This window comes from Rouxiella sp. Mn2063, assembly GCF_049319665.1.
GTDB lineage: Bacteria > Pseudomonadota > Gammaproteobacteria > Enterobacterales > Enterobacteriaceae > JBMOUD01.
The window spans coordinates 24,232-46,921 of the sequence record NZ_JBMOUD010000017.1 but is presented as its reverse complement, the minus strand read 5'-3'; the positions used below and the strand labels follow the sequence as shown (position 1 = coordinate 46,921).

At 47.2% G+C, this 22,690-nt stretch carries 23 protein-coding genes and 1 pseudogene; 9 read left to right on the top strand and 15 right to left on the bottom strand.

Going from position 1 to position 22,690, the window contains the following annotated elements; genetic code table 11:
* Window position 1 precedes the first annotated feature (1 nt).
* Window positions 2–862, bottom strand: coding sequence for an ABC transporter permease (locus tag ACL9RG_RS19555; RefSeq protein WP_422794313.1), 861 nt, complete (start codon window positions 860–862; stop codon window positions 2–4).
* The gene (locus ACL9RG_RS19550; RefSeq protein WP_422794361.1) at window positions 859–2,352 is read right to left on the bottom strand and encodes an ABC transporter substrate-binding protein; all 1,494 of its coding nucleotides are present in this window, start codon (window positions 2,350–2,352) and stop codon (window positions 859–861) included. The genes ACL9RG_RS19555 and ACL9RG_RS19550 overlap by 4 nt, the downstream gene beginning before the upstream one ends.
* Before the next feature lie 220 nt (window positions 2,353–2,572).
* Here ACL9RG_RS19550 and ACL9RG_RS19545 point away from each other — a divergent pair, with 220 nt between their 5' ends.
* The 3 genes from ACL9RG_RS19545 to ACL9RG_RS19535 all read left to right on the top strand — a co-directional run bounded on the left by ACL9RG_RS19545 (window position 2,573) and on the right by ACL9RG_RS19535 (window position 6,889).
* Window positions 2,573–3,250: an FCD domain-containing protein gene (locus ACL9RG_RS19545; protein ID WP_422794312.1), complete on the top strand. Its 678-nt coding sequence runs from the start codon at window positions 2,573–2,575 to the stop codon at window positions 3,248–3,250.
* 236 nt (window positions 3,251–3,486) lie between these two features.
* Window positions 3,487–4,776, top strand: a complete 1,290-nt coding sequence (locus tag ACL9RG_RS19540) for an HlyD family secretion protein (protein ID WP_422794311.1) — start codon at window positions 3,487–3,489, stop codon at window positions 4,774–4,776.
* Window positions 4,769–6,889 (top strand): peptidase domain-containing ABC transporter, encoded by a 2,121-nt coding sequence (locus ACL9RG_RS19535; protein WP_422794310.1) that lies wholly within the window; start codon window positions 4,769–4,771, stop codon window positions 6,887–6,889. Before ACL9RG_RS19540 ends, ACL9RG_RS19535 begins: the two co-directional genes overlap by 8 nt.
* Before the next feature lie 186 nt (window positions 6,890–7,075).
* Here ACL9RG_RS19535 and ACL9RG_RS19530 read toward each other — a convergent pair whose 3' ends face one another.
* From ACL9RG_RS19530 to ACL9RG_RS19485, 10 genes are all read right to left on the bottom strand, one after another.
* On the bottom strand, window positions 7,076–7,285 hold the full coding sequence (locus ACL9RG_RS19530; protein ID WP_422794309.1) for a hypothetical protein: 210 nt from the start codon (window positions 7,283–7,285) through the stop codon (window positions 7,076–7,078).
* A 362-nt stretch (window positions 7,286–7,647) separates the two neighbouring features.
* Entirely contained in the window at window positions 7,648–8,583 is a 936-nt protein-coding gene (locus ACL9RG_RS19525; protein WP_422794308.1) for a LysR substrate-binding domain-containing protein, read from the bottom strand.
* 82 nt (window positions 8,584–8,665) lie between these two features.
* Window positions 8,666–9,634 (bottom strand): alpha/beta fold hydrolase, encoded by a 969-nt coding sequence (locus ACL9RG_RS19520; RefSeq protein WP_422794307.1) that lies wholly within the window; start codon window positions 9,632–9,634, stop codon window positions 8,666–8,668.
* Window positions 9,635–9,665: 31 nt separating this feature from the next.
* A complete protein-coding gene (leuD, locus tag ACL9RG_RS19515) occupies window positions 9,666–10,274 on the bottom strand; it encodes a 3-isopropylmalate dehydratase small subunit (protein WP_422794306.1) in 609 nt (202 codons plus the stop codon).
* 2 nt (window positions 10,275–10,276) lie between these two features.
* Window positions 10,277–11,695 (bottom strand): 3-isopropylmalate dehydratase large subunit, encoded by a 1,419-nt coding sequence (leuC, locus tag ACL9RG_RS19510; protein WP_422794305.1) that lies wholly within the window; start codon window positions 11,693–11,695, stop codon window positions 10,277–10,279.
* Window positions 11,696–11,985: 290 nt separating this feature from the next.
* A complete protein-coding gene (locus ACL9RG_RS19505; RefSeq protein WP_422794304.1) occupies window positions 11,986–12,291 on the bottom strand; it encodes a hypothetical protein in 306 nt (101 codons plus the stop codon).
* A 47-nt stretch (window positions 12,292–12,338) separates the two neighbouring features.
* Window positions 12,339–12,575 (bottom strand): hypothetical protein, encoded by a 237-nt coding sequence (locus tag ACL9RG_RS19500; RefSeq protein ID WP_422794303.1) that lies wholly within the window; start codon window positions 12,573–12,575, stop codon window positions 12,339–12,341.
* Window positions 12,576–12,913: 338 nt separating this feature from the next.
* Window positions 12,914–13,114, bottom strand: coding sequence for a hypothetical protein (locus tag ACL9RG_RS19495; RefSeq protein WP_422794302.1), 201 nt, complete (start codon window positions 13,112–13,114; stop codon window positions 12,914–12,916).
* 282 nt (window positions 13,115–13,396) lie between these two features.
* Window positions 13,397–14,263, bottom strand: coding sequence for a fumarylacetoacetate hydrolase family protein (locus tag ACL9RG_RS19490; protein ID WP_422794301.1), 867 nt, complete (start codon window positions 14,261–14,263; stop codon window positions 13,397–13,399).
* Window positions 14,264–14,610: 347 nt separating this feature from the next.
* Window positions 14,611–15,435 carry a helix-turn-helix domain-containing protein gene (locus ACL9RG_RS19485; RefSeq protein WP_422794300.1) on the bottom strand — a complete coding sequence of 275 codons (825 nt, stop codon included), beginning with the start codon at window positions 15,433–15,435 and terminating at the stop codon, window positions 14,611–14,613.
* A 252-nt stretch (window positions 15,436–15,687) separates the two neighbouring features.
* Here ACL9RG_RS19485 and ACL9RG_RS19480 point away from each other — a divergent pair, with 252 nt between their 5' ends.
* The 3 genes from ACL9RG_RS19480 to gap all read left to right on the top strand — a co-directional run bounded on the left by ACL9RG_RS19480 (window position 15,688) and on the right by gap (window position 18,824).
* A complete protein-coding gene (locus ACL9RG_RS19480; RefSeq protein WP_422794299.1) occupies window positions 15,688–16,560 on the top strand; it encodes a DMT family transporter in 873 nt (290 codons plus the stop codon).
* A 93-nt stretch (window positions 16,561–16,653) separates the two neighbouring features.
* Window positions 16,654–17,646, top strand: a complete 993-nt coding sequence (locus ACL9RG_RS19475; protein ID WP_422794360.1) for a GlxA family transcriptional regulator — start codon at window positions 16,654–16,656, stop codon at window positions 17,644–17,646.
* A 167-nt stretch (window positions 17,647–17,813) separates the two neighbouring features.
* Window positions 17,814–18,824 (top strand): type I glyceraldehyde-3-phosphate dehydrogenase, encoded by a 1,011-nt coding sequence (gap, locus tag ACL9RG_RS19470; RefSeq protein WP_422794298.1) that lies wholly within the window; start codon window positions 17,814–17,816, stop codon window positions 18,822–18,824.
* A 100-nt stretch (window positions 18,825–18,924) separates the two neighbouring features.
* Here gap and ACL9RG_RS19465 read toward each other — a convergent pair.
* Window positions 18,925–19,644 (bottom strand): annotated as a pseudogene (locus ACL9RG_RS19465) (class I SAM-dependent methyltransferase); the annotation flags it as partial.
* Window positions 19,645–19,896: 252 nt separating this feature from the next.
* Here ACL9RG_RS19465 and ACL9RG_RS19460 point away from each other — a divergent pair.
* A complete protein-coding gene (locus ACL9RG_RS19460) occupies window positions 19,897–20,355 on the top strand; it encodes a GNAT family N-acetyltransferase (RefSeq protein ID WP_422794297.1) in 459 nt (152 codons plus the stop codon).
* Window positions 20,356–20,373: 18 nt separating this feature from the next.
* Here ACL9RG_RS19460 and ACL9RG_RS19455 read toward each other — a convergent pair whose 3' ends face one another.
* Both ACL9RG_RS19455 and ACL9RG_RS19450 read right to left on the bottom strand, forming a co-directional pair.
* Window positions 20,374–20,544 (bottom strand): XapX domain-containing protein, encoded by a 171-nt coding sequence (locus tag ACL9RG_RS19455; protein WP_422794296.1) that lies wholly within the window; start codon window positions 20,542–20,544, stop codon window positions 20,374–20,376.
* 29 nt (window positions 20,545–20,573) lie between these two features.
* The gene (locus ACL9RG_RS19450; protein ID WP_422794295.1) at window positions 20,574–21,125 is read right to left on the bottom strand and encodes an NADPH-dependent FMN reductase; all 552 of its coding nucleotides are present in this window, start codon (window positions 21,123–21,125) and stop codon (window positions 20,574–20,576) included.
* A 114-nt stretch (window positions 21,126–21,239) separates the two neighbouring features.
* Here ACL9RG_RS19450 and ACL9RG_RS19445 point away from each other — a divergent pair, with 114 nt between their 5' ends.
* Together ACL9RG_RS19445 and ACL9RG_RS19440 are read left to right on the top strand one after the other, a co-directional pair.
* A complete protein-coding gene (locus tag ACL9RG_RS19445) occupies window positions 21,240–22,007 on the top strand; it encodes a helix-turn-helix domain-containing protein (protein ID WP_422794294.1) in 768 nt (255 codons plus the stop codon).
* A 25-nt stretch (window positions 22,008–22,032) separates the two neighbouring features.
* Window positions 22,033–22,683, top strand: coding sequence for a DNA-3-methyladenine glycosylase I (locus ACL9RG_RS19440; protein WP_422794293.1), 651 nt, complete (start codon window positions 22,033–22,035; stop codon window positions 22,681–22,683).
* The last annotated feature ends 7 nt before the right edge of the window (window positions 22,684–22,690 follow it).

Sequence of the window (22,690 nt, the reverse complement as noted above, 5' to 3'; positions counted from 1 at the left end):
ATTAGCCCGCCCTCGCATGGCTTTTGCGCAGCAAACCGTCACCGAGCAAGTTACAGCCGATGACCAGAGCGGCAATGATCAATCCCGGATAGAACACCAACCATTGCGCCAGCAACATATAAGATCGCCCTTCGCCAATCAGATTACCCAAGGTTGGCGTTGGCGGCTGAATACCCATGCCGAGAAATCCTATCGAAGCTTCCAATACGATAAGCCGCGGAATATCGAGGGTCAGCAGCACCACTAATGGCGTGGTCAAATTAGGCAATACATGGCGTAATAAAATACGTGGCGTTGAAAAGCCCATCGCGCGGACGGATTCAATATATTCCAGCTCACGGATCTCAAGCGTTTTTGCTCGAGCAACCCGAGCATAAATAGCCCAACTGGTCACCCCCATAATCACAATGATATTGCTCAGAGAGGCACCAAATAACGCCATCACGAGCAAAATCAGCAGAATAAAAGGTACGGCCAGCTGAATGTCCATCAGGCGCATGATCAACGCATCTAACCAACCACCGACATACCCGGCCAACATGCCAAGCAACGAGCCCATAACGGCTGCAATCACAGCGGCCATCAGTACAATAAACAGCGACAAGCGTGTACCAGCAAGAATACGCGCCAGCAAATCACGCCCGAGCTGATCGGTGCCCAACCAGTGCATACCCGATGCAGTTTGGGTCCCTGGCGCTAAAAACACATCGGCCAAATGCGTCGTTAATGGGTCAGGCAGCGGCAACCAAGGCGACAGTAACGCCGCCAGCAGCACGAGAGCCACCAGCAGGCCACCGAGCAGCACATCGCCATAAAAGCGACGACGTGGTTTGGTCCGTAATGCCTGACGTAACAGGATCATTTCAGTTTCAAATCAAACAATGGAATACGGGAATCAGCACGACCAGTGAAGGTCAATGCATCGCTGCTGGCGTAAATAGAATCCTCACGATACAGCGGGATTAACGGCTGCTGTTCAGCCACCAAGGTTTGAATTTGTTGTAAGATCTTCTCGCGTTTTGCCGCATCAACCGTCAAACGGCTCTGGTTAAGCAAGCTGTCGAGCGCAGGAATACTAACGGTGGAGTAAGGCTCGCCTGAATGTAGAATCGGGTAAAGTGCAGCGTCAGCATCCAATGTTTGGGTCGATCCCCAGGCTAACATATACAGTGGCGCTTGTTTCTGGGCGGCGACTTCCTGGGTATAGACAGACCATTCTGGTACTTCAAGCTCGGCTTTTACGCCAATCGTTGCCAAATCCTGCACGATAGCTTGCGCGACATCAGCGCTGGCAATATAACGGCGCGGCGCTTGGAAATGCACGGTGAAACCATTTGGGTAGCCCGCGGCTGCCAACAAAGATTTGGCCTTAGCAATATCCTGAGCTGGTGCTGGGATCGCTAAATAACCAAAATCTTTCGCCCCAGCCATAGTTCCGGTTGGTGTACCGAAACCATGTAGCAAGTCTTGGGTATAAGACTGACGATTAAGCGCGAGAGACAAAGCCTGTCGTACCCGCACATCATTCAGCGGCTTCTCGTTCATTTTCAGGCCAAGGTATACGGTCAGACCGCCACCTTTAACCTGCTCAAGATGAATGCCCGGTTTGTTTTTCAACGCGGGCACCAGATCGGCCGGTACGCCATCAACGAGTTGAACTTCTCCAGTCAATAATGCGGTAACACGTGCCGTAGCCTCTGGGATTGGACGCCATGTTACGGTATCGATAGACGGTTTACCGCGCCAGTAATCTGGGTTGGCTTGCATCACTACTTTTTCGTCCGGCACAAATGCCGAGAGCGTATAAGCACCGCTACCAATAGGCTTGCGAGCAAATTCAGCGGCGCCGACTTTGCTGACATAAGCTGGCGGCACGATATAGGTCGGATAGCGGCTCATTCGCGTTGGCAGTAATGGGTCCGGGCCATCGGTGTGAATTTGAACCTCATACTCCCCGATAACATCGACAGACTTAATCGTTCTGATATAGGAAATCGTCGGCGCATGATTAGCCGGGTCAAGAATACGGTCGATTGAGAATTTCACCGCCTGTGCGTTGACGGGTTCACCATCGGTGAATTTTACGCCTTTGCGCAATTCAAATTGCCAGGTCGTGTCATTAATAGCCTTCCAGCTCAGCGCCAAGCCGGGTTGCAACGCCATGTTCGCATCGCGCATCACGAGCGTGTCGAACAAGTTATCAACCAGCGTCGCCGGCTCTTTCAAAAAGCCAGGGTCCATGGCAGTCGCTGACGTCGGTTGGGCAATAACCAACTCAGACGCTATCGCCATAGGAGATATCAAGCCAAACAACACCACCAGAGAAGCAAGTTTGAAGACAGGTATTCTCATCACAATCATGTCCCAACACGTTGCCAACCAAAGGCTGACAGAAGAAGAGTTAACAGAAAAATAGCTAACAGAAAAAGAGTTAAGCGCGAATTTTCACCGCTGTGTTTTTGATGCACTACAATTTCTTAATACATGATATATCCTATATAATGCATTTTTGGCAAGCTATCGATTAAAGTGCAAAAGAATAGACATTTTTTTGCTAACGCTGGGGGGCACAATGTTTGAGATGGAAAAAGCACAACGCGTCAGTCTGACTATGCAGGTTGAGGCGAATTTGAAACGCGCATTAATTGTCGGTGTCCTCAAGCCAGGAGCGCGCTTGGTTACCAAAGATATTGCTAATCAACTAGGTACCAGCGTGACGCCAGTACGCGAGGCATTGCTGCGTTTAGTTTCTGCTGGCGCATTGGATGCAACGCCCGCTCAGGCTTTTTTAGTACCCGATATGCCACTGGGCAAATACCAGGAAATCACGCTGATACGTAAGCAGCTAGAAGGCCTGGCCGTTACTCAGGCAATATCAAAAATGAATGCCAAGAAGCTGACAAAACTAAAAAAACTCAGCGCCGAGTTTATGGCCTCCAAATTAGAGCAAAATGTTGAACACGCATTACAGGCTAATCGCGAGTTTCGTTTTGCACTCTATGCTTATGCTGAAATGCCTTCCCTGACGTCACTTATCGAACAGCTTTGGGTGCAAATTGGCCCATGCTTTAATTATCTCTATCCGCAATCTACTGAGATGGCACAAGGGCAGCATAATTACGACGAACTTCTGCTCGCCTTGGCGGCTGGTGATAGTGAACGTAGCGTACGTTCCATTCATAAAGCCATCGATGATGGTGCAGCTCTGCTTGAGAAACATTATTTCTCCCTGCAAGCCAGAAATAGCTAATAAATAGCAACAGATTCAGCCATCGGCCTGAATCTGTTGTCATCCTAAAAATACATTTTTGGCTATAAGAAATAGAGACTGATCACAAAAAATCCGCGTTACTTCGTTGGAACCCTTCCCCCTTTCTTTATTATTTTTCAATAAGTAATCCCAGTCTTATTTACCACACCCAAAACCTAACCTAGACTGTTTGATAGGAAAATTCGTATTTGCCCATGATGGTGTAGCTCCGACATATGAACAGAAACATATTCCGCAAGGAAGCTATTGAATACAGCAAGACGAAATGGCTAGGTAAAGCACTGCTGGTTTCAGGTTACCCAGCTTGGGTCATTGCTTTAATATCTCTCTTGTTTTTCATTGCGCTAATAAGCATGATTATTTTCTCTAGCTATACGCGAAGAATTAACGTCAGCGGGGAGGTCATTACCCAACCGCATGCCATTAATATTTTCTCGCCACAGCAGGGGTTTATAAGTAAAACATGGGTAAAAACCGGCGATCGAGTACAGCAAGGCGCACATCTTTATCAAATTGACGTCAGCCGCTCAACCCAATCGGGCAACGTCAGCCAAAATTCAATTGCGGCGATTAAAAATCAAATCACCTTGGTTGATGATATCATTCTGAAACTACAGCAGAATAAACAACAAACCGAAAAGAATCTTCAGCAGCAGCTTAATCAATATCAATTAGCCCATGAGAAATCACTAGCGCTGGTCGCGAATGCCGCCAAAGGCATGGAAGAAATGCGCCTGAGCATGAATAACTATGACAGTTATCAGCGTAAAGGGTTAATTAACAAAGACCAGCTAAACAACCAGCGCTATCTTTATTATCAACAACAAAGTTCCTATCAAAGTCTCAATACCCAAAGCATTCAGGAAAGCTTGCAGATCACTAATTTGCAAAGCGAGCTATCAACGAAAGCCACCGACTTTGATAATCAGATATCGCAATATCAATATCAGCGCAGTGATTTAAGTCGGCAATTAGCCGAGGTCGATGCCGGTGGCACCCTCTTTATTAATGCGCCAAGCGATGGAAAAATAGATTCTCTTAGCGTCACGCAAGGGCAAATGGTCAACGCTGGCGATAGTCTGGCGCAATTGGTACCTAGCAGCAGCGATGCCTATTCATTGTTACTATGGCTACCTAATAGCAGCCTGCCTTACGTCAAGTCTGGAGACAGCATCAATATTCGCTATGAAGCCTTCCCGTTTGAAAAGTTCGGCCAGTTTCCTGGCAAGATAATGTCAATTTCTAGCGTCCCAGCCTCGACGCAAGAGATGTCTTCATACAATAACGTCCCTCGCCTGCCGTCAGGCGGCACCAACCAACCTTATTACAAAGTGCTGGTTGCTCTGGACAATAACCAATTTAGCTATCAGGGAAAAACGCTGTCTTTATCCAGCGGCATGAAAGCTGAATCCACCCTATTTCTGGAAAAACGTCCTATCTATCAATGGATGTTGTCCCCTTACTACGATATTAAAAAGAGTATAACCGGGCCTATTCATGAATGACTCCGCATTTAAAGACATGATGCACCGACTGAACTTCAGTTTCCGTCGCAAGGTGCCACAAGTTATTCAGACCGAGGCTGCCGAATGTGGTTTGGCTTGTATGGTCATGGTTTGCCGCTACCACGGTATGAATATCGATTTGTTTAATCTGCGTCAGCGTTTTGGCATCTCTTCGCACGGTGCGACGCTAGCATTACTGATTAATATCGCTAACCAGCTCAAGCTAAAAAGCCGTCCGCTCTCTCTCGATTTAGATGAACTACGTGAGCTTAAAACGCCCTGTTTACTGCATTGGGATATGAGCCATTTCGTGGTGCTCGTCGCAGTCAAAGGCTCACGCTTTATAATCCATGATCCGGCATTTGGGCGGCGTGTTGTTGGGTTGGCAGAAATGTCACAACACTTTACCGGCGTAGCGCTGGAGCTGTGGCCAGATAGCGAATTTACCCGAGTCACTCAGCGTACCAAGCTGAGCTTTCGCAATATGCTGGGCAATATCAGCGGATTGAAGGGCTTTTTAGTCAAGATATTCTGTTTGTCATTAGTGGTCGAAGCTATCAACCTGTTGATGCCAATCGGCACCCAGTTGGTAATGGACCATGTCATCATCGCCGAGGATCACGATTTACTGGCGTTGATCTGTATAGGGTTACTGTTCTTTATTCTGTTCCGCACCTTCGTCAGTATGCTACGGGCCTGGACTTCATTAGTGATGGGCTCATTAATTGACGTGCAATGGAAAGCTGGGATGTTTGATCATCTGATGAAGCTGCCATTGGCCTACTTTGAAAAACGTAAACTTGGCGATATCCAATCTCGCTTCGGATCGTTAGATACTATCCGCACTACGCTGACCACCAACCTGGTCAACAGCATTATTGACGCCATTATGTCGATAGGCGTTTTCATTATGATGCTGTTATACGGCGGTTGGTTGGTATGGGTTGTTCTCGGATTTACGGCCCTGTATATGGTGCTGCGACTGGCGACGTATAACCAGTATCGTCAGGCATCAGAAGAGCAAATTGTTAAAGGTGCCAAAGCCAGTTCGCACTTTATGGAAACGCTATACGGTATCAGCACGTTAAAAGCACTGGGCATTTCGACCACACGCTCGCAATTTTGGCTGAACCTGAATATTGATACTACCAACGCCAATATCCGTATCTCTAAACTCGATATGTTATTTGGCGGGGTAAATACCTTTATCAGCACCGTCGATCAGGTGATTATTTTGTGGCTCGGCGCATCGATGGTGATCGACGGCCAGATGACACTCGGGATGTTTGTCGCCTTTAACGCCTACCGTGGGCAATTCTCAGAACGTGCCGCCAACCTGATCAATATGGCCTTACAACTGCGGATGTTGGCACTACATAGCGATCGTATCTCCGATATCGTATTTACCGAGGCAGAAACGACACAGCCAACGCGCAAGCTGTTGCCTGAAAACCAACCGGCCAGCTTTGAAGCACGAGATATCGTCTTTCAATATGACGCCCTTTCCAGACCGATTTTCTCCGATCTAAATATCGCGGTCAGTGCAGGAGAGAGCGTGGCGATTGTCGGCCCTTCCGGCATTGGAAAAACCACGCTGATGAAGGTAATGGCCGGGCTGTTAACGCCAACACAGGGCAATATATTGATCGACGGGCTGGATATTAATAACGTCGGATTAAACAACTATCGCGACTGCATTGCCTGCGTCTTACAAGACGACAAACTGTTTGCAGGTTCGATAGCCGATAACATTGCCAGCTTTGATATCGGCAAAGATATGGAGCGGATTATCAGTTGCGCCGAGCATTGCAATATTCACGGTGAAATCATGCAAATGCCAATGGGCTATGAAACGCTTATCAGCGAACTTGGCGGCAGCCTGTCCGGGGGGCAAAAACAGCGTTTGTTGATTGCCAGGGCCTTGTATCGCCAGCCAAGCTTGCTGTTCCTTGATGAAGCCACTAGCCATTTAGATCTCGACAATGAGGCGCATATTAATGCCTCTATCGCGGCATTGCAGATCACAAGGATCTTTATTGCTCATCGCCCTTCAACGATTGCCAGCGCCAGCCGGGTGATTAATTTGGGCGATGCTACGCAGCCCGCATCATAAATGCATATCAACTAAGAAACACTTTTTCTCTTAAATAAATACGCCGCAAAAAAATTTGCGGCGTATTAAAAATAACGTCACTTAAAACTTAGTACAGTAGATTAAATCATTTGAATTAGGCCGAATCCGAAAAAGAAACCGCCAAGTACCCTGTCAATTTCGTACTAAGAAATGAGTGCTTATCGATTAATGGCGACCGAAAATTTTATCGAAAATAGAGATAACGCCAACAGCAACTTGCTTAAGGCCGTTATAGATTTCATGAGCGCCTTTGATAATGCCATCCAGAGAAGTACCAACGCTTGGTACTGAGGCCTGCTGCGCACTGCTGAGCAAGCTGCTCGCCAAACCTGCACCACTAACTGTTTGTACTTCCTGAGATGAAAGCTCTTTCATTATATTCTCCAGAATAAAAGTGATGTAATAAATCGGATGTAATCGGAAGTCGAAAATTAAACGCAATGAGGTTCAACTTTCTCCCGTATAAATTTTTAATACAGGTTGTAAAAAAGTGCAAACTGATTATTTAAGTAAATAGACATTAATTTAATTTTTAATTAAAAATAAATTAATAACCTTTAAAAACAATTAATTAAGTTAAATAAAAAATAAACTAAGTATATTCTTATGAAATGACGTAAAAATAAACATGTCTATACACCAAAATAATTGGCGTAGCGTCATAGTAACAAACGAGTTCATCTCGACGAGTTTACTTATGTAAACGATTCGCAAGAACTCGATATCCAGCAGGACTATTAAGAGTGTAGCGGCGGATGTTCTTTAAAATATTGAACCAGAAAATCAATGCACACTTTTAATCTCGCCGATCCCGATGGACGAATCGGATATACCGCCCAAATATTGGCATTTTGATACCATTGCGGAAGCAGGTGGATAAGTTTGCCGTCATCAATATGTTTTTGAACATCCCACATCGAACGTAGCACGATACCATGGCCTTTGAGCGCCCAGTGCAACACCACACCACCGCTGTTAGAAGAGAGCTGGTTTTTAACATGCACCTGAGTGATGTCACTACCATTGGTTAACGGCCACAGACCAAATGGCGAATTTCGTTCCTGAATAAATAGACACTGGTGATTCTTCAGATCATCGACCGTTTCCGGCCGTCCATAGCGGTCAATATACTCGGGTGATGCGCAGACTATCCGGCGATTCTCAAACAGCATTTTCGCAATATAGAGATCATTGATGTCATCACCTACCGTAATTTCAATATCCACATCCTCCTCGAGGAGATCGATGGCTCGATCGGAGAGCGTCAGTTTTATCTTTAAATCAGGATAGGTCGTAGACAGTTCAGAAATCGCCTCAGAAATATGCGATAAACCAAAACCAAATGAACAACTGATATTCACTGAACCAATAATGGATTCGCGCCAAGAAGCCAGATCCGAAACAAATTGGTCCATACTATCAACTACATTCATAGCGCCAGACAGGGCTTTTTCACCATCTGGCGTCAGACGCATGGTGCGGTTATTCCTGAAAAATAACCGCGTATCGAGCCGCTTCTCCAATATGCTGATTCTTTTGCTGATATAAGAGGGAGAAAGCCCCAGTTCTGCCGCCGCACGAGAGAAACTTTCATTTCTGGCGACAGTAACAAACACTTGGAGATCTTCAATCAGCGGCCAGTGGCTGCCTTTATTTTCCGGTGTAGTCATCATTTTTTGTGCCCCTCCCCTATATACCCAATACCCCAGATAATTGGCGTTGCATCGAGGCGGCAAGGGAACACATTCCAATGGCCTACTTTGTTAAGTGACTCGAGTCAGTAACCGCAGTCAACGCTGGGGCAGCGCCAAGTATAAAGGGTAACATCGTCGCCAGCATTTGTTCAGGGATCTCTTCATGCGGCGCATGTCCACAAGGCAATGCCGTACCTTCAACCTGGTACGCTTTTTCTCGCCAGGTGGCGAGCACATCATAAAGCTGCCCGACAGTGCCCTTAGCTCCCCATAATAGCTGTAACGGGCAACTGATGCGTTTTTCACTATCCTCAGCATCATCTTGTAGATCGATGCTGGCCGCAGCACGATAGTCTTCACATACCGCACGCAACATGTCCGGGTCACGATAACAGCGCAGATACTCGGCCATAATTTCAGGTCCGGTAGCTCCCGGCGTCTTAATTTGCCCGTCGATATGTTTTTGCAGGAAAAATTGCGGATCATGGCCGATCATAGTTTCCGGCAATGGCGCAGGTTGTATCAGGAAGAACCACCAAAAATACCGCGTAGCAAAGGCTTGATCGGTGAGCGCATACATTGTCGCGGTAGGCGCAATATCGATAAATACACAGCGGTTGACGCGCTGCGGATAATCTAAGGCCAAACGATGACCAACTCGCCCGCCGCGATCGTGACCAACAAAAGTGAAATCATCATGGCCTAATGCATCCATCAATAAAATAATGTCTTCGGCCATGACCTTTTTGGAATAATTGCGATGCAGCACGTCACTCGGCGGTTTATCGCTATCACCATAACCGCGCAGATCCGGCATGATGACCGTAAAATATTGTGCCAACGTCGGGGCTATTTTTCGCCAGGTGACATGGTTTTGCGGGTGGCCATGCAGTAAAACCAGCGGTGCCCCCCTGCCTCCGACCGCAGCGCGTAATGTCACGCCATTAGATAATGTGACATCTTGCAGGACAAAATCAGCAATAAATGAGGATTCGCCGACAATAGCTATCCTGTTGCTCGGATTATTCATGTTGTTATCCATACCGATATTCATCCCTCAATTAGCACGCCAGCCATGGATTAGTAGAAAAATGGTTGGCTTCAAAAGCGCGAATATCACTCTGGTACTGCAAGGTGTAATCAATAAAATCCAGACCTTCTAGCAACATCTTGCTTTTCAATGCATCCAGGCTGAAATCTATGTCGCCATTTTCGCTGATGATGCGCTGCTGCTCTAAATCGATAGTAATGTTATTTTTTTGCGGGTCAGTGGCAATGCTTTCGAGCTGGTTAAGTTGTGCTTGAGCTAATTCAATGGTCAGCACGCCGTTTCTTTGGCAGTTATCATTAAAAATACCGGCAAAGCTGCTGCCGATCAGCGCGCGAATGCCTAGCTGCTTGAGTCCCCAGACCGCATGTTCTCGGCTCGAGCCACAACCAAAATTAGGGCCAACTAATAAGAATGTCGTATTCTTCCATCCGTCTTGGTTGAGGACAAAACGCTCATCGGGTTGCCCATCGGCGTTAAAGCGCAGATCGAAGAAAACGCCTTTATCCAAACCCTGACGGTCGATCCCTTTTAAGAATTGCTTGGGCATAATAACGTCCGTATCAATATTGGCAGACATCATTGGCGCTACAACGCCACTAACAGTTTTAAACGCTTCCATAATCAACGGCCTTCTTTAATAAACTGGCGAACATCGGACAGGCGACCTGTAATCGCCGCAGCCGCTACCATCGCAGGACTCATCAAATGCGTTCTGGCTCCGGCACCTTGCCGTCCGGCAAAATTACGATTGGTACTAGAAGCACAGCGATCGCCCAGACTTAATACATCCTCATTCATCGCCAGACACATCGAGCAGCCCGATTGTCGCCATTCAAATCCGGCATCAATAAAAATCTTGGCTAATCCTTCCCGCTCGGCTCTTTCGCGCACTTGAGTGGATCCAGGAACAATGATCCCCTGCACATGCTCGGCGATCTTCTTACCTTTAAGCACTTTGGCTACTTCGCGCAGATCCTCAATGCGGCCATTAGTACAAGAGCCGATAAAAGCATGGGTAATAGGGATCTGCTCGAAGGGAGTGCCGGGTTTTAAATCCATGTAACGCAAGGCGCTTTCCATATCGCGTCTTTTTGCGAGATTAGGTTCATCGGCAGGATTAGGCACGCAGTCGCTGATGCTTCCGGCTTGATCTGGGCTGATCCCCCAAGTCACTTTAGGTGCCATATCGGCGCAATCGAGCACAATATCTTGATCAAAGACCGCATCATCATCACTGCGTAATTGTTGCCAATGGTGGACGGCTTGCTCCCAAAGCTCACCTTTCGGCATACGTGGAGCATCTTTTATGTAGCTAAAAACTTTCTCATCAGGCGGCATAAACGCACCGCGAGCACCGGCTTCCACCGCCATGTTACAGATGGTCATGCGGCCTTCGACACTAAGCTGGTCGATTGTCTCGCCAGTAAATTCAATAGCATATCCCGTAGCACCATCGGCACCGATACGCTCAATGAGCAACATAATGATATCTTTGGCAACCGTAGCAACAGGCAATCTTCCCAGCACCGTCACGCGCATGGTTTTCAGCTTTTTATACACCAGCGTCTGGGTTGCCAGCATATGTTCAATTTCGGAGGTGCCGATACCAAACCCGAGTGCGCCAAACGCGCCGTAAGTCGTGGTATGACTATCACCGGCGGCAATGACCATCCCAGGCATCACCAGCCCTTGTTCATGGGCGACAACATGCTCAATTCCCTGGCGCTTATCCATGACACCAAAGAGTTCAAGGCCAAAATCGCGGCTGTTCTCTTCAAAGTATTTAACCTGTAGTGCACCGCCAGGATCGGTCATTTCAGGCGTTCTTACCGGTCGGGTTGGATTGACGTGATCAACATTTAACAAAATGGCTGCAGGCTTCCACACCTGTCTTTGCGCATCACGCAATCCACTGAAAGCCTGAGGGCTGGTATATTCATTAAGTATTGAACGGTCGATATACAACAGGACAGTCTCGTCATCCAATTGGCGGACGGTATGGGAATCAACAAGTTTGTCGTAGAGCGTTTTTGCAGACATTGAGCATCACCTTGCAGCAGGTTTAAACAAAAGCACTTTATTTTTATCGATAATAACCCTGTTTATTTTGGATGTAAGGGGAACCATGATGCCTATTCGTAATGTATAAAATCACAAAGTGTGCACTACCAGACAATCAGTGCGGAACGGGCTTTCAAGAGTAAATAGCGGGATTATTTAACGGGTAAAGAAGGAAGGGAGTCATTAATTTCATTGGTTCTTAATAAACAAGCATGCCGCAAAATACCTAAATACGTTGCGGCATGATGATTGGTGCACTCTTTAACGGCTTACGCCGTTTGAGTTTGGCCGAATCCGTGGAAGAAACCAGCAATTCCACCTTCAAGACCTGCGCCTAACGTATGGCCTGCAATGGCACCGGCCGCGCCGCCAACAACGCCACCTACTACGCCGCCAACAGTACCGCCAACAGCATTACCAACCACAGGTACGAAGGAGCCTAAAGTCCCACCAATGCTACCACCGATAGCACCGCCTGCCGCCGTACCAAGCGTCGTACCACCTAAGGTCAAAATGCTCTGCAGGATGCCTGCACCGCTAACATCATCAATTTCTTGAACCGTTAAGTCTCTCATATCCTTGTTGCCTCTCTATGAGTTAATTACACGTCCCAGTGCATCGATTAACGACCGCCGAGAATCCCACCGAAGATATTACCAACAGTTGACACTACCCCGCCAACGACGCCACTGATGACATTTTTAGCACCATTAAATGCCTGACCTGCCACATTACCGGCAACATTGCCGATAGCATTGCCAAGATCGCGAGCAGGTTTATCTAACAGGCTATTAATACCATCGGTAATCAGACCGGCACCGCCGACTTCTTTAACTTCTTGAGATGAAAGTTCCTTCATGATTTTCTCCATAACAAACGTAATGAAATAGATCTGAGGGTAATTCAGAACGACGATTGCAGAGCCAGAATTGTTGGCATAACGAAGTGGTTTGGATAACCAAGATTGTTTAGATAACAAAAATGCTTTGCACGTCTTATTAACCTTTAATACAGGTTTCATAAAAGCGCAAATTTTTGGCAAGAATAACTTTATTTTAAATAATAAAAAGAGGGATAAGCATGCCGCAGAATATATTGCGGCATGTTTATTAAAAATTCATTCGTAGCCAGTAAAAAATACTTAAGCTACTTGAAATCATGCAGAATCTTGAAAGGAAACTGCCAGCAATCTTTCAATTAACGAGGTTTAATAAAACCACCGAAAAGTGAAAGAACGCTTTTTACAATGCTGCCAACGCCGCCAATAATTTGGCCAACGCCGCCGATAACGCCGCCAATCACACCGCCAACATCAGGAAGTGGAAGGCCAGTACCATTGCCATCTAATAAACCTGCACCGCTAACTGTTTCAACTTCTTGAGATGAGAGTTGTTTCATTATCTTCTCCACAATAAAAGTGATGAAATAGATCGGAAGGTATTTAGGAAGTGCGACTCAATTGCGTGAGTATTCGTTCGCATCCCCTTAGAAGGTTTAATACAGGATGTAAGAAAGTGCAAATTTCAGATTAGTCTTATTACAAATAAAATAATCTTTTTTTGTCAGATAGAGAAAATCAGCAAGAAAACATAATAAAAACAGTAGCAATATTTTCAAGGATGGAAGAAAACAAACGCTATTAGTTTGCGTTTATCTTCTTCAATCCTTGTCAGTGGAATTTTAGGCTGAAACTTTTTCTGCGTTGACCTGTTTGGCCTCAGAGATAGTATTGGTCAGGCGACCGATATGCTCAATTTCAACTTCAATCACATCACCAGGCTGTAAGAACAGTGGCGGTACACGCTTTTTACCCACCCCACCAGGAGACCCTGTCAAGATAACGTCGCCTGCTGAAAGCTCAGTGAAGGTGCTGATATAAGCAATCAGATCCGCGACTTTGTGTACCATGTTGGCAGTATTATCATCCTGCACCACACGCCCATTGAGCAAAGTACGCAAGTTGAGCGTCTGAGGATCGGTAATTTCATCGCGAGTGGTCAGGCACGGGCCAAAGGCACCGGTAGCCGGCCAGTTTTTACCTGCGGTGAACCAGCTGTGCTGCCAGTCGCGCACCGAGCCATCCATATAGCAGCTATAACCCGCAACGTAATCCAAGGCCTCCGCTGCGCTGACGTGAGAACAGGTTTTCCCGATAACCACCGCCAGCTCACCTTCATAGTCAAACTCTGCTGAGATTTTCGGTTTCAAGATGTCGTTGTTATGCCCAATCTGGCTGTCGGCAAAACGAACAAACAGTGTTGGCGCAGGATCAGATTCATCAAACTCAAGGCGTTTTTCGGCGTAATTCATGCCAGCACAGATAATCTTTAGTGGATCATCGATAACCGGAAGATAAACGATTTCATCAAGTGCAAGATCGGTGGCGTTATGCTGATATTCTGCCGCAACAGATAATGCATCAGCGGCTAATAATGATTTGATTGTTGGATATGTATTGCCAATTCGTATCTTAAGGTCAATAACGCCATCTGCTTTTAAAATCCCATAGCTTTTATTATTGTTGTGGAGATAGTTAATCAGTTTCATGTTACATCCCTAGTATTATATCTAAATAATCAGTACGTTAGTAAAAATGGATAGCAAGGCGGGCGGCGGAAAAAGCGCAAATATTGTTCTAATCATCTGGAATGTGACCAAATGAATCCATACCGTCCTGACACGCCTTTCTTATTTATAAATCAATTAGTTAATACAAAACATTAACATTGACGTCGCTATTTTCGCCGATAATAAGATTACATTCAAAATATATTGTAAGAATATCTTTCTGATAAACGAAAAACCTCGTTATTATTACAATAAAATATGACGTTAAAAAAATAATACCGTTATGAAATTAATAGACTCACGCCAAGATAAATATTATCTAGAATTCAAATCATCCGAGTTCTCTGCACTTGGCGCCAGCGCAATGGTGTTTCTTGATGATAACGACGAAATAACAGCGAAAAATGCGAAGCAGAATCAAACCCTAACCGACCCGCGACTTCAAGTACTGACAAAGAGGTGTTGCGTAGCAATTCTGCGGCACGAATCATGCGCTGACGGATAAGGAAATCATGCAGAGTTTCGCCGAAATGGCTGCGAAATACGCGGCTAATGTGACGCTTAGATAGCTGGAATACATGGGCAAGATCATCTTGTTTCAAAGGTTCTTCAAGATGATCAATCAGGTATTGCGCCACGCGCTTTGCCAGCATGTCGCCACGCTCATGAGCAATATACCCGGCAATCAATGAAGGCGAAGCGGCGGCAATATTTACCGCCTCCAGTAAAATCAGCTGGATGGTCTTTTCCTGTTGCATCTGCCGTAACAGGCTTGGCTTTTGTAAGCCTAATTCACGATGTGAGATTAATTGATAACGCATAAACGGCGTTAACGACCAGATACCAAAATCGGGCAAACATTCGAGACTATTTTGCTTGGCCTGGCCCAGTTGCAGAGCGTAAGTCATATAATCCGGCGAGCCATATAAGGTGTGGTGGCTCTGTGTTTGCGTAGTCGTTTCAGTCGCATGTGGACGCAAAGATTTTACCATTGCAAACTGATTACGCATCGCCGACCCCGAGATACCAGAATCCCCCTCAGTGACATTCATCAAGCCCTTTTCAGGGATAATCAGCATAAATTCGTCATGCAGATGAAAATCGGTCTGATAATGTTTGTCTGTATTATAAAGAGATGAAATCTCTGTCATATCAGAGGGTCCACAGCAAAAAGGTAATGAGGCCACGCGGCAATAAGCAAAGTGGAAGAATTATACGATCAATCCCCTCTGCTGATAATCCCCATCCGTTTCATACCATATTGAGCTTGTCTCAAATACGGCATTTATTTACGCCATCCTGTCCCAAATCCGTGAGAAGTGCAGCGAGATGTTTGTCAGTATGCGCGCCATTATCAGCGCCTGATTACAGGCATCCTATTTTGGTACATCACCGGGTGACGTATGAATGTTTTTTTGAGTTTCTCTTGTGCGTTCCTGTGGGCATCAACAGGCATTTTTGTGCATCTGCTACATGGGGTCGGCGTATGGCAGATGATTTTATGGCGTTTTAGCATTGCTGCCCTCTGCGCTTTTTTACTGGGAAGGCAGGTATTTTCACGAACAGGCAACTCAGCTAATGGGCTGGCAAGCCTGACCCGTCACGATCTACTGCTTAGCGTACTGATGTCGCTGTACTATATTTGTGCCACCTTTGCCTTTGTACTGGCTCCGGTTGCACTGGCCGCGTTAATTGTCGCCTTGTCGCCATGTATCACCTTTATCTGCCGGTTGTTCGACGGCGATAAATTAAGCTGGCGAGAAATGCTTGGTTTTACATTGGCGCTGCTGGGCGTTTACCTGTTTCTATTCCAAGGTAAGAATTCGGCTACCGCGTTCAATAACCAAAGCTTGCTCGGAGCAGCGCTGGCTTTTGTTTGCGCCATCGTGCGCGCACTATATTCGTTTCGTATCTGGAAACTCTCGCAGCGTGGCTGCGCGCCCTCTGCCAGTGCCATGAGCCTGGGCACATTGCTGATCGGCCTGCTGCTATCACTGGTATTTTCCCTGCCCTCCGGCGGGCCGTTCGCGCTAACAGTCAGCCCATTCACAATAACGGCACTGGTTGCGCTCGGTGCGCTATCTACCGCCTTACCAACGCTAATCAATGGCCTGGTTTCAGGGCGTCTCAATCCCAGTATCCATAGTCTGATCGGCATGACGAGCCCACTATTTTCTAGCGTGATGGCCTGGTTCTTCCTTGGTGATACGCTGTCGGCCTGGGAAATAACCGGCATGATCGTCGCACTGCTGGGCATCGCTTTGTCATTATTTTAAAACGTCAGGCGAATTGACTTGTTTTGTCATTTTTGTATTTTAAGGACATACAGAGCACAACGTTAAGCAAAGACAGCGCGGCCTTTTATGCACATACAAAACTTCCTGATTATTGTCCCCGATGGCGGCATGTTATTTGAGCCAACGGGTATCGCCGATATTCTGATGCAAGCTAACCGCTTGAGGCCGCAGGATTCCCCCAATCCTCCTTATCAGGTCACCATTGCCACCACCCAATCACATCGGGTGATACACGGCATGTCAGGCCTAAGCCTGCTGGCTGATTATCGTCTGTCTGACCTTGATCCCTCCCAGTCCTATGGCACGGTGATGATTACAGGTAAGGGAATGAATGTTGAGGAAGCTGACAGTGTTATTGCATGGATACGTCAGGCAGCGCCGCGCACAGGGCGAATTGTATCGATATGCGGCGGGGCGTTGTTACTGGCAAAAGCGGGCCTGCTAGATAAGCATCGCGCCACCACACACTGGCGACTGCTTGATGCGATGCAGGCAGAATTTCCCGCCATTGATGTCGAGAAAGGCCCGATTTATGTGCAAGATGGCAACATATGGACCAGCGCTGGCGTCAGTTCTGGCTTTGATCTAACGCTTGCTCTGGTCGAAGACGATCTCGGTTTTAGCGTCGCGCGCAGCGTCGCACAAGATCTGGTGATGTTTTTGCGCAGGCCCGGCGGGCAATCACAATTCAGTCGTTTCCTGCTAAGTCAGGCCAGTACACCTGGCCCCATTCGTGACTTACAATCGTGGATACTTGAAAATCTAGCCAGTGATTTATCAGTGGAAAAGCTGGCAGAACGTGTCGCCATGAGCCCGCGTAATTTTACTCGCGTCTTTACCAAAGAAACCGGCAGCAGCCCGGCTAAATACGTTGAGGAAGTCCGCCTCGACGCGGCACGTCAGCATCTGGAACAAAGCTCAGATAAAATCGAACAAATTGCTGTCGTCACCGGCTTTGGTAACAGCCTGAATTTACGGCGGGTCTTTGAGAGAAACTTGCAGCTTACGCCGTCAGATTACCGCGAGCGCTTTTATGCCCGTACATCCGAGCACACCTTTATCTGACTAACAGGGCTTATCTGACTGACAGAGCTTATCTGATTTACCGGACTGAGCTTATCGACCGCAGAGGCAAAAAACAGCAATATGGCCTAAATTGATTGTTAATTGTCATTTACGCCAAATCACTCTCGCACTACTTTGAAGCCAGATAATTCATTAAGGAGTTCATCATGGTCAAAGTAGGCATTAACGGATTCGGTAGAATCGGCAGAAACGTACTGCGCGCGGCGCTTGGCCGCAGTGATTTTCAAGTGGTGGCAATCAACGACCTGACCGACAGTAAAACGCTGGCACACCTGCTGAAATATGACTCACTTCAGGGCACGCTCGCCGCCTCTGTTGAATCATCCGAGGGGCAGTTGGTGGTAGATGGCAACGCGATCCGCGTATTTTCCGAACGCGATCCGGGCGCAATTCCATGGAGCAGCGTTGGGGTAGAACTGGTGATTGAATCGACCGGTTTCTTCACTGACAAAGCCAAAGCCGAGGTGCATATCACCAAAGGCGGCACCAAACGAGTGATCCTCTCCGCTCCCGGCAAAGATGATGACATCACCGTGGTCATCGGCGTTAACCATGAGAAGTACGATCCGGCACTGCACAAAGTGGTCAGCAACGGCAGCTGTACCACCAACGGTCTGGCACCGGCGGCACAGGTTCTGCATCAACACTTTGGTATTGAACATGGCCTGATGAACACCACTCACGCTTATACCAACAGCCAGGCGTTACACGATCAGCCAGAAAAAGACTTGCGCGGCGCACGTGCTGCTGCCCTGTCCATCGTGCCTTATTCCAGCGGTGCCGCCAAAGCCTTAGGCAAAGTTATTCCCGAACTCGACGGCCGCCTGACCGGTTATTCACTGCGCGTACCGGTACCGGTGGTATCTATCGTTGACCTGACAGTCACGCTGAAGCGCAATGTCAGCGCAGAAGAAGTGAACGCAGCGTTCCGCCAAGCGGCAGAATCCGGTCCGTTAAAGGGCATTCTGGGCTATAGCGACGAACCGCTGGTCTCAAGTGATTATCAAGGCGATGCGCGCTCATCGATCATTGACGGATTGTCTACGCTGGTGATCGGCGGCAATCTGGTGAAGATCCTCGCCTGGTATGACAACGAATGGGCGTTCTCGAATCGTCTGGTTGACCTGGCGGTACTGATGGATAAACAAGGCCTGTAACTGCCTTGTTGATGTCAGGTTTCTTATTGATATAGGCATAACTCTGGCCCGCAATACGCTATTTCCTAGATAGCGCGGGCCTGTAATGAAAACGTTGGCATCAACCCCATACGCCAGAGAATACGTTTAATGGCACGATATCTTGTTTGGCGAAACTGACCATATCCTCTATCTGACTGAGCAGAAACTGTTGCTTCTTATCACCAAGGTGTCTGTCATTGATAATCACCTCTTTAAGTTCTGAACCGACATACGCGACTTCCCATGCACCATCTTGTAAGCCATGTTCTTGAAATACCTTCTCCCGCTTTAATACCCACCCGGCCGCCGCCATAAGTGTGGAAACATCGTTTTTGGTGATCAAGGTGCGAACGTTTCCTTCCACCCCGTTAAACAGCAACGCATATTGATTTTGAATCAGCACCGCGTGCAGATGCGCCAACTGAGCAATATGGGTCGCTTGGCTATCCCATTCGGCATAACACAATGTTTTGGCGATATGTCGCGATTTTTCGATGATTTTCGCCAGTTGATTTTTATCGTCAAAATACCATGAGCAATGCGAGAGAATAATTTTATCAAAGCATTGATTGGGGAAGACTATTGAGTCGGACAGGAAATCGGTGTCGAGATGAAATTGGATTCTGGCTCCTAGCGGCGAGGCGGCTATCTTAGCGATCGACTGCGCCAGTGTATAAGGTGCACCATAATCCCCGTGCGCAATATCCACAGCAACAACCTCACCAGCCTCGCCGACCATTTCGGCTAAAACGGCGGTAGTATCACCTTGGCCACAGCCGATTTCTAAAATTTTATCACCGGGTTTAACCCCCCCAGAAGGTTGCTAAGTTGATCCTATGCTGCGTTTGTATTTTTTGAATATCTCGATTGTTTTCATCCAGCAGCATATAACTCAAAATTTTCTCAATCATCGCAATCCTTATTATAAAGCGGGCAACAGAATCCAATCCTACAGACAAGCAATCTTACACATTATATCCGCCCCTCTCCCGCTAAATGCTCTCTCGTGTGTAAGATGAAGATTGATCATTTATCCAACGGAACGCCTTTAATGACTGACCTCACATTCCGCCGCGCACTGCTTAGCGATCTTCCCGCCATCATTACTCTGTTAGTTGATGATGCGCTTGGCCAACAGCGGGAAGATGCCAGCTCACCGCCGAATCAATGTTATCTCGATGCGTTTGCGGCCATTGAGGCAGATGCTAACCAACTCCAGGCCGTCGCTATTTTCGAGAATAAAGTGGTAGGTACGTTACAGATAACCTTTACACCCGGTTTATCGCGTAAAGGCTCTTGGCGCGGACAAATCGAAGGGGTACGCATTGCCAGCGCCTACCGCGGAGCTGGCTTTGGCGAACAGATGTTTGACTGGGCTATTGAGCAATGCAAAGCAAAAGGATGCGATTTAGTACAGTTAACCACGGATAAAACCCGGCCAGATGCGCATCGGTTTTACGAAAAACTGGGATTCGTTGCCAGCCATATTGGCTATAAGCTGGCATTGTAATCCCGTGATGATATTGGCCTACATATTCCAATATTGTCGAACGACGCCAAACAGCACACTCCCAAGATAAACCCCCGCGGCACCGACGATTCCGGTTAATGTCGGCGGTGCCGGTAACGGTAATTTAATCCACGAAAATAGCACGCCAACGGAAAGACCCGCCACCAGTGCCAGACATATTTGCACCATGGTTAATGTCCTAGTTTATTGCCGAACGGCTATTTCTGAAGCGTGACCTGCAAAAAACGGTCGACACTTTTTTGTAAAAATTGCTGGGTACCCGAGTCCTGCAAACGACCATCGATTATTTTGGTATTGACGTGAGTGATGACGATTTCAGGCATCGGTGGCAAATAACACAGCATGGAGGACAAGGTTTCACGCATCTGATATAGACTTCGCACCCCGCCCAATGCCCCTTCTGACTCTGAGGCAAATAACACCGGTTTATGCATCATGCAACTGGCAAATGCCGGACGAGATAGCCAGTCTAGCGCATTTTTCAGCACACCTGGCATACCGTGGTTATATTCCGGCAGGGTTATAAATACCGCATCGCTGTGGGTAATTGTTTCACGGAACGCCACCACCGAAACGGGTAAATCACCGCTTTCGAGATCTTGGTTATAGTGCGGTAAAGCACCAATATCCAGCGCGGTAAACGCGTAGCCTTCCGGTAGTTTTTCCGCCATCTCATTAAGCAATACTTTGCTGTAAGACTGTGTTCTCAGGCTGCCAGCAAAGCCGCTGATTTTTTTGGATGCAGACATAATATTACCTCTGTTTTTACGGTATTCAGGTTGATTGACGATCGCTGAAAGCACTATATCAAAAGCTGGTAATATTGATTTTGAGATTAGGACAACCCTATTTGAGGAAGGAACATGTCAACTGCACTGCCCTTTTCGATACAACGTATTTCACATCAGGCCAATACATCGATTGATGAACACTGGCATGAACAGGCGCAATTATTGGTGGTTTTGCATGGAACGGCATCTTTGTTGATCAATGGTGAACGTTGGCTGGTACTAGAGCGTCAAGGTATCTGGATAGATAAGGATATCGCGCATAGTGTGACTTATGGCAAACATAGCGAAATGCTGTTACTGCTATTTTCAGCCGCTAAATGTGAGGTACCAAGCAAGCCTTTTTATTTCAGTAATCTGTTGCTTGAGTTGCTCGAAGAAGCGCTGCGCGTTTATGACACTGCCGATGTGAGTCAGGCATTAGCGTTGATTAATCCCCTGATACTGTATTGCATCACCAACAGCCAACATGATGGGCAGCTCCATCTGCTGGGCGGCTCCGATCGCCGTTTGACTCGCGCTATTGCTTGCCTTAATCAGCAGCCGGGGATTTGGTTAAATCTGGTTGAACTGGCCAATCATGCAGGTTGCAGCGCGAAAACTTTATCGCGTCTGTTTACAGCGGAAACGGGCATCAGCTTTATCCAGTGGCGGGAAAAGTTCAGTATTATGACCGCGATGGAAAGATTGGCGCAGGGTCAGTCGGTGTCTCAAGTGGCGCTTGATTTGGGCTATCAAAGCGTGGGAAATTTCTCGACCATGTTCTCGCGGGTGATGAAGATACCACCGGGTAAATTTACTATCACCGCCGCCAAAGGCTATATTGCCGCAACCGACCATTAACCCCCTTTCATTCACGAGGCGCGCCATGCCGAGCAAAGCCACACCATCAACCACTCCGGGCCTTATCGTGATAGAAGATGCCTCCGTTCGCTGCTTCTGGCAGCCGGACATGCCGGACTATCACGATAATGAATGGGGACATCCGGTGATTGACGATCGGCGATTGTTTGAAAAAATCTGCTTAGAAGGTTTTCACGCCGGAATGTCATGGCGGCTGATCTATAATAAACGCGAAAATTTCCGCCGCGCCTTTCATGATTTTGATTTCCATGCCGTAGCGCACTTTGGGGAACAGGATATTGAACGACTGATGACGGATAAAAGCATTGTGCGCAATCGGGCGAAAATTCTCTCAACCATTAACAATGCGAAACGCGCCGTAGCGTTATTCGAAGAGACTGGTTCACTCGCCGCTTGGTTCTGGCAATTTGAACCAAAAGTTAGTGAACGCCCACAAACTGTAGATCTCACTTACTGGCAGCAAAACACCACCTCAGCAGCGTCAATCACGCTATCAAAGATATTAAAAAAACGTGGCTGGACATTTGTTGGCCCCACCACCGTTTACTCATTTATGCAGGCAATGGGGATGGTTAACGATCATCTTGAAGGCTGTGTCTGTCGCAAAACAGTAGAAGATTTACGTAACCGCTTGGTACGCCCCCATCTTCCTTAGGCGTCAC

Coding starts and splice junctions, on each gene's coding strand:
- ACL9RG_RS19555 (WP_422794313.1), bottom strand. CDS start 862: ATGATCCTGTTACGTCAGGCATTACGGACCAAACCACGTCGTCGCTTT.
- ACL9RG_RS19550 (WP_422794361.1), bottom strand. CDS start 2,352: ATGAGAATACCTGTCTTCAAACTTGCTTCTCTGGTGGTGTTGTTTGGC.
- ACL9RG_RS19545 (WP_422794312.1), top strand. CDS start 2,573: ATGTTTGAGATGGAAAAAGCACAACGCGTCAGTCTGACTATGCAGGTT.
- ACL9RG_RS19540 (WP_422794311.1), top strand. CDS start 3,487: ATGAACAGAAACATATTCCGCAAGGAAGCTATTGAATACAGCAAGACG.
- ACL9RG_RS19535 (WP_422794310.1), top strand. CDS start 4,769: ATGAATGACTCCGCATTTAAAGACATGATGCACCGACTGAACTTCAGT.
- ACL9RG_RS19530 (WP_422794309.1), bottom strand. CDS start 7,285: ATGAAAGAGCTTTCATCTCAGGAAGTACAAACAGTTAGTGGTGCAGGT.
- ACL9RG_RS19525 (WP_422794308.1), bottom strand. CDS start 8,583: ATGATGACTACACCGGAAAATAAAGGCAGCCACTGGCCGCTGATTGAA.
- ACL9RG_RS19520 (WP_422794307.1), bottom strand. CDS start 9,634: ATGAATAATCCGAGCAACAGGATAGCTATTGTCGGCGAATCCTCATTT.
- leuD (WP_422794306.1), bottom strand. CDS start 10,274: ATGGAAGCGTTTAAAACTGTTAGTGGCGTTGTAGCGCCAATGATGTCT.
- leuC (WP_422794305.1), bottom strand. CDS start 11,695: ATGTCTGCAAAAACGCTCTACGACAAACTTGTTGATTCCCATACCGTC.
- ACL9RG_RS19505 (WP_422794304.1), bottom strand. CDS start 12,291: ATGAGAGACTTAACGGTTCAAGAAATTGATGATGTTAGCGGTGCAGGC.
- ACL9RG_RS19500 (WP_422794303.1), bottom strand. CDS start 12,575: ATGAAGGAACTTTCATCTCAAGAAGTTAAAGAAGTCGGCGGTGCCGGT.
- ACL9RG_RS19495 (WP_422794302.1), bottom strand. CDS start 13,114: ATGAAACAACTCTCATCTCAAGAAGTTGAAACAGTTAGCGGTGCAGGT.
- ACL9RG_RS19490 (WP_422794301.1), bottom strand. CDS start 14,263: ATGAAACTGATTAACTATCTCCACAACAATAATAAAAGCTATGGGATT.
- ACL9RG_RS19485 (WP_422794300.1), bottom strand. CDS start 15,435: ATGACAGAGATTTCATCTCTTTATAATACAGACAAACATTATCAGACC.
- ACL9RG_RS19480 (WP_422794299.1), top strand. CDS start 15,688: ATGAATGTTTTTTTGAGTTTCTCTTGTGCGTTCCTGTGGGCATCAACA.
- gap (WP_422794298.1), top strand. CDS start 17,814: ATGGTCAAAGTAGGCATTAACGGATTCGGTAGAATCGGCAGAAACGTA.
- ACL9RG_RS19460 (WP_422794297.1), top strand. CDS start 19,897: ATGACTGACCTCACATTCCGCCGCGCACTGCTTAGCGATCTTCCCGCC.
- ACL9RG_RS19455 (WP_422794296.1), bottom strand. CDS start 20,544: ATGGTGCAAATATGTCTGGCACTGGTGGCGGGTCTTTCCGTTGGCGTG.
- ACL9RG_RS19450 (WP_422794295.1), bottom strand. CDS start 21,125: ATGTCTGCATCCAAAAAAATCAGCGGCTTTGCTGGCAGCCTGAGAACA.
- ACL9RG_RS19445 (WP_422794294.1), top strand. CDS start 21,240: ATGTCAACTGCACTGCCCTTTTCGATACAACGTATTTCACATCAGGCC.
- ACL9RG_RS19440 (WP_422794293.1), top strand. CDS start 22,033: ATGCCGAGCAAAGCCACACCATCAACCACTCCGGGCCTTATCGTGATA.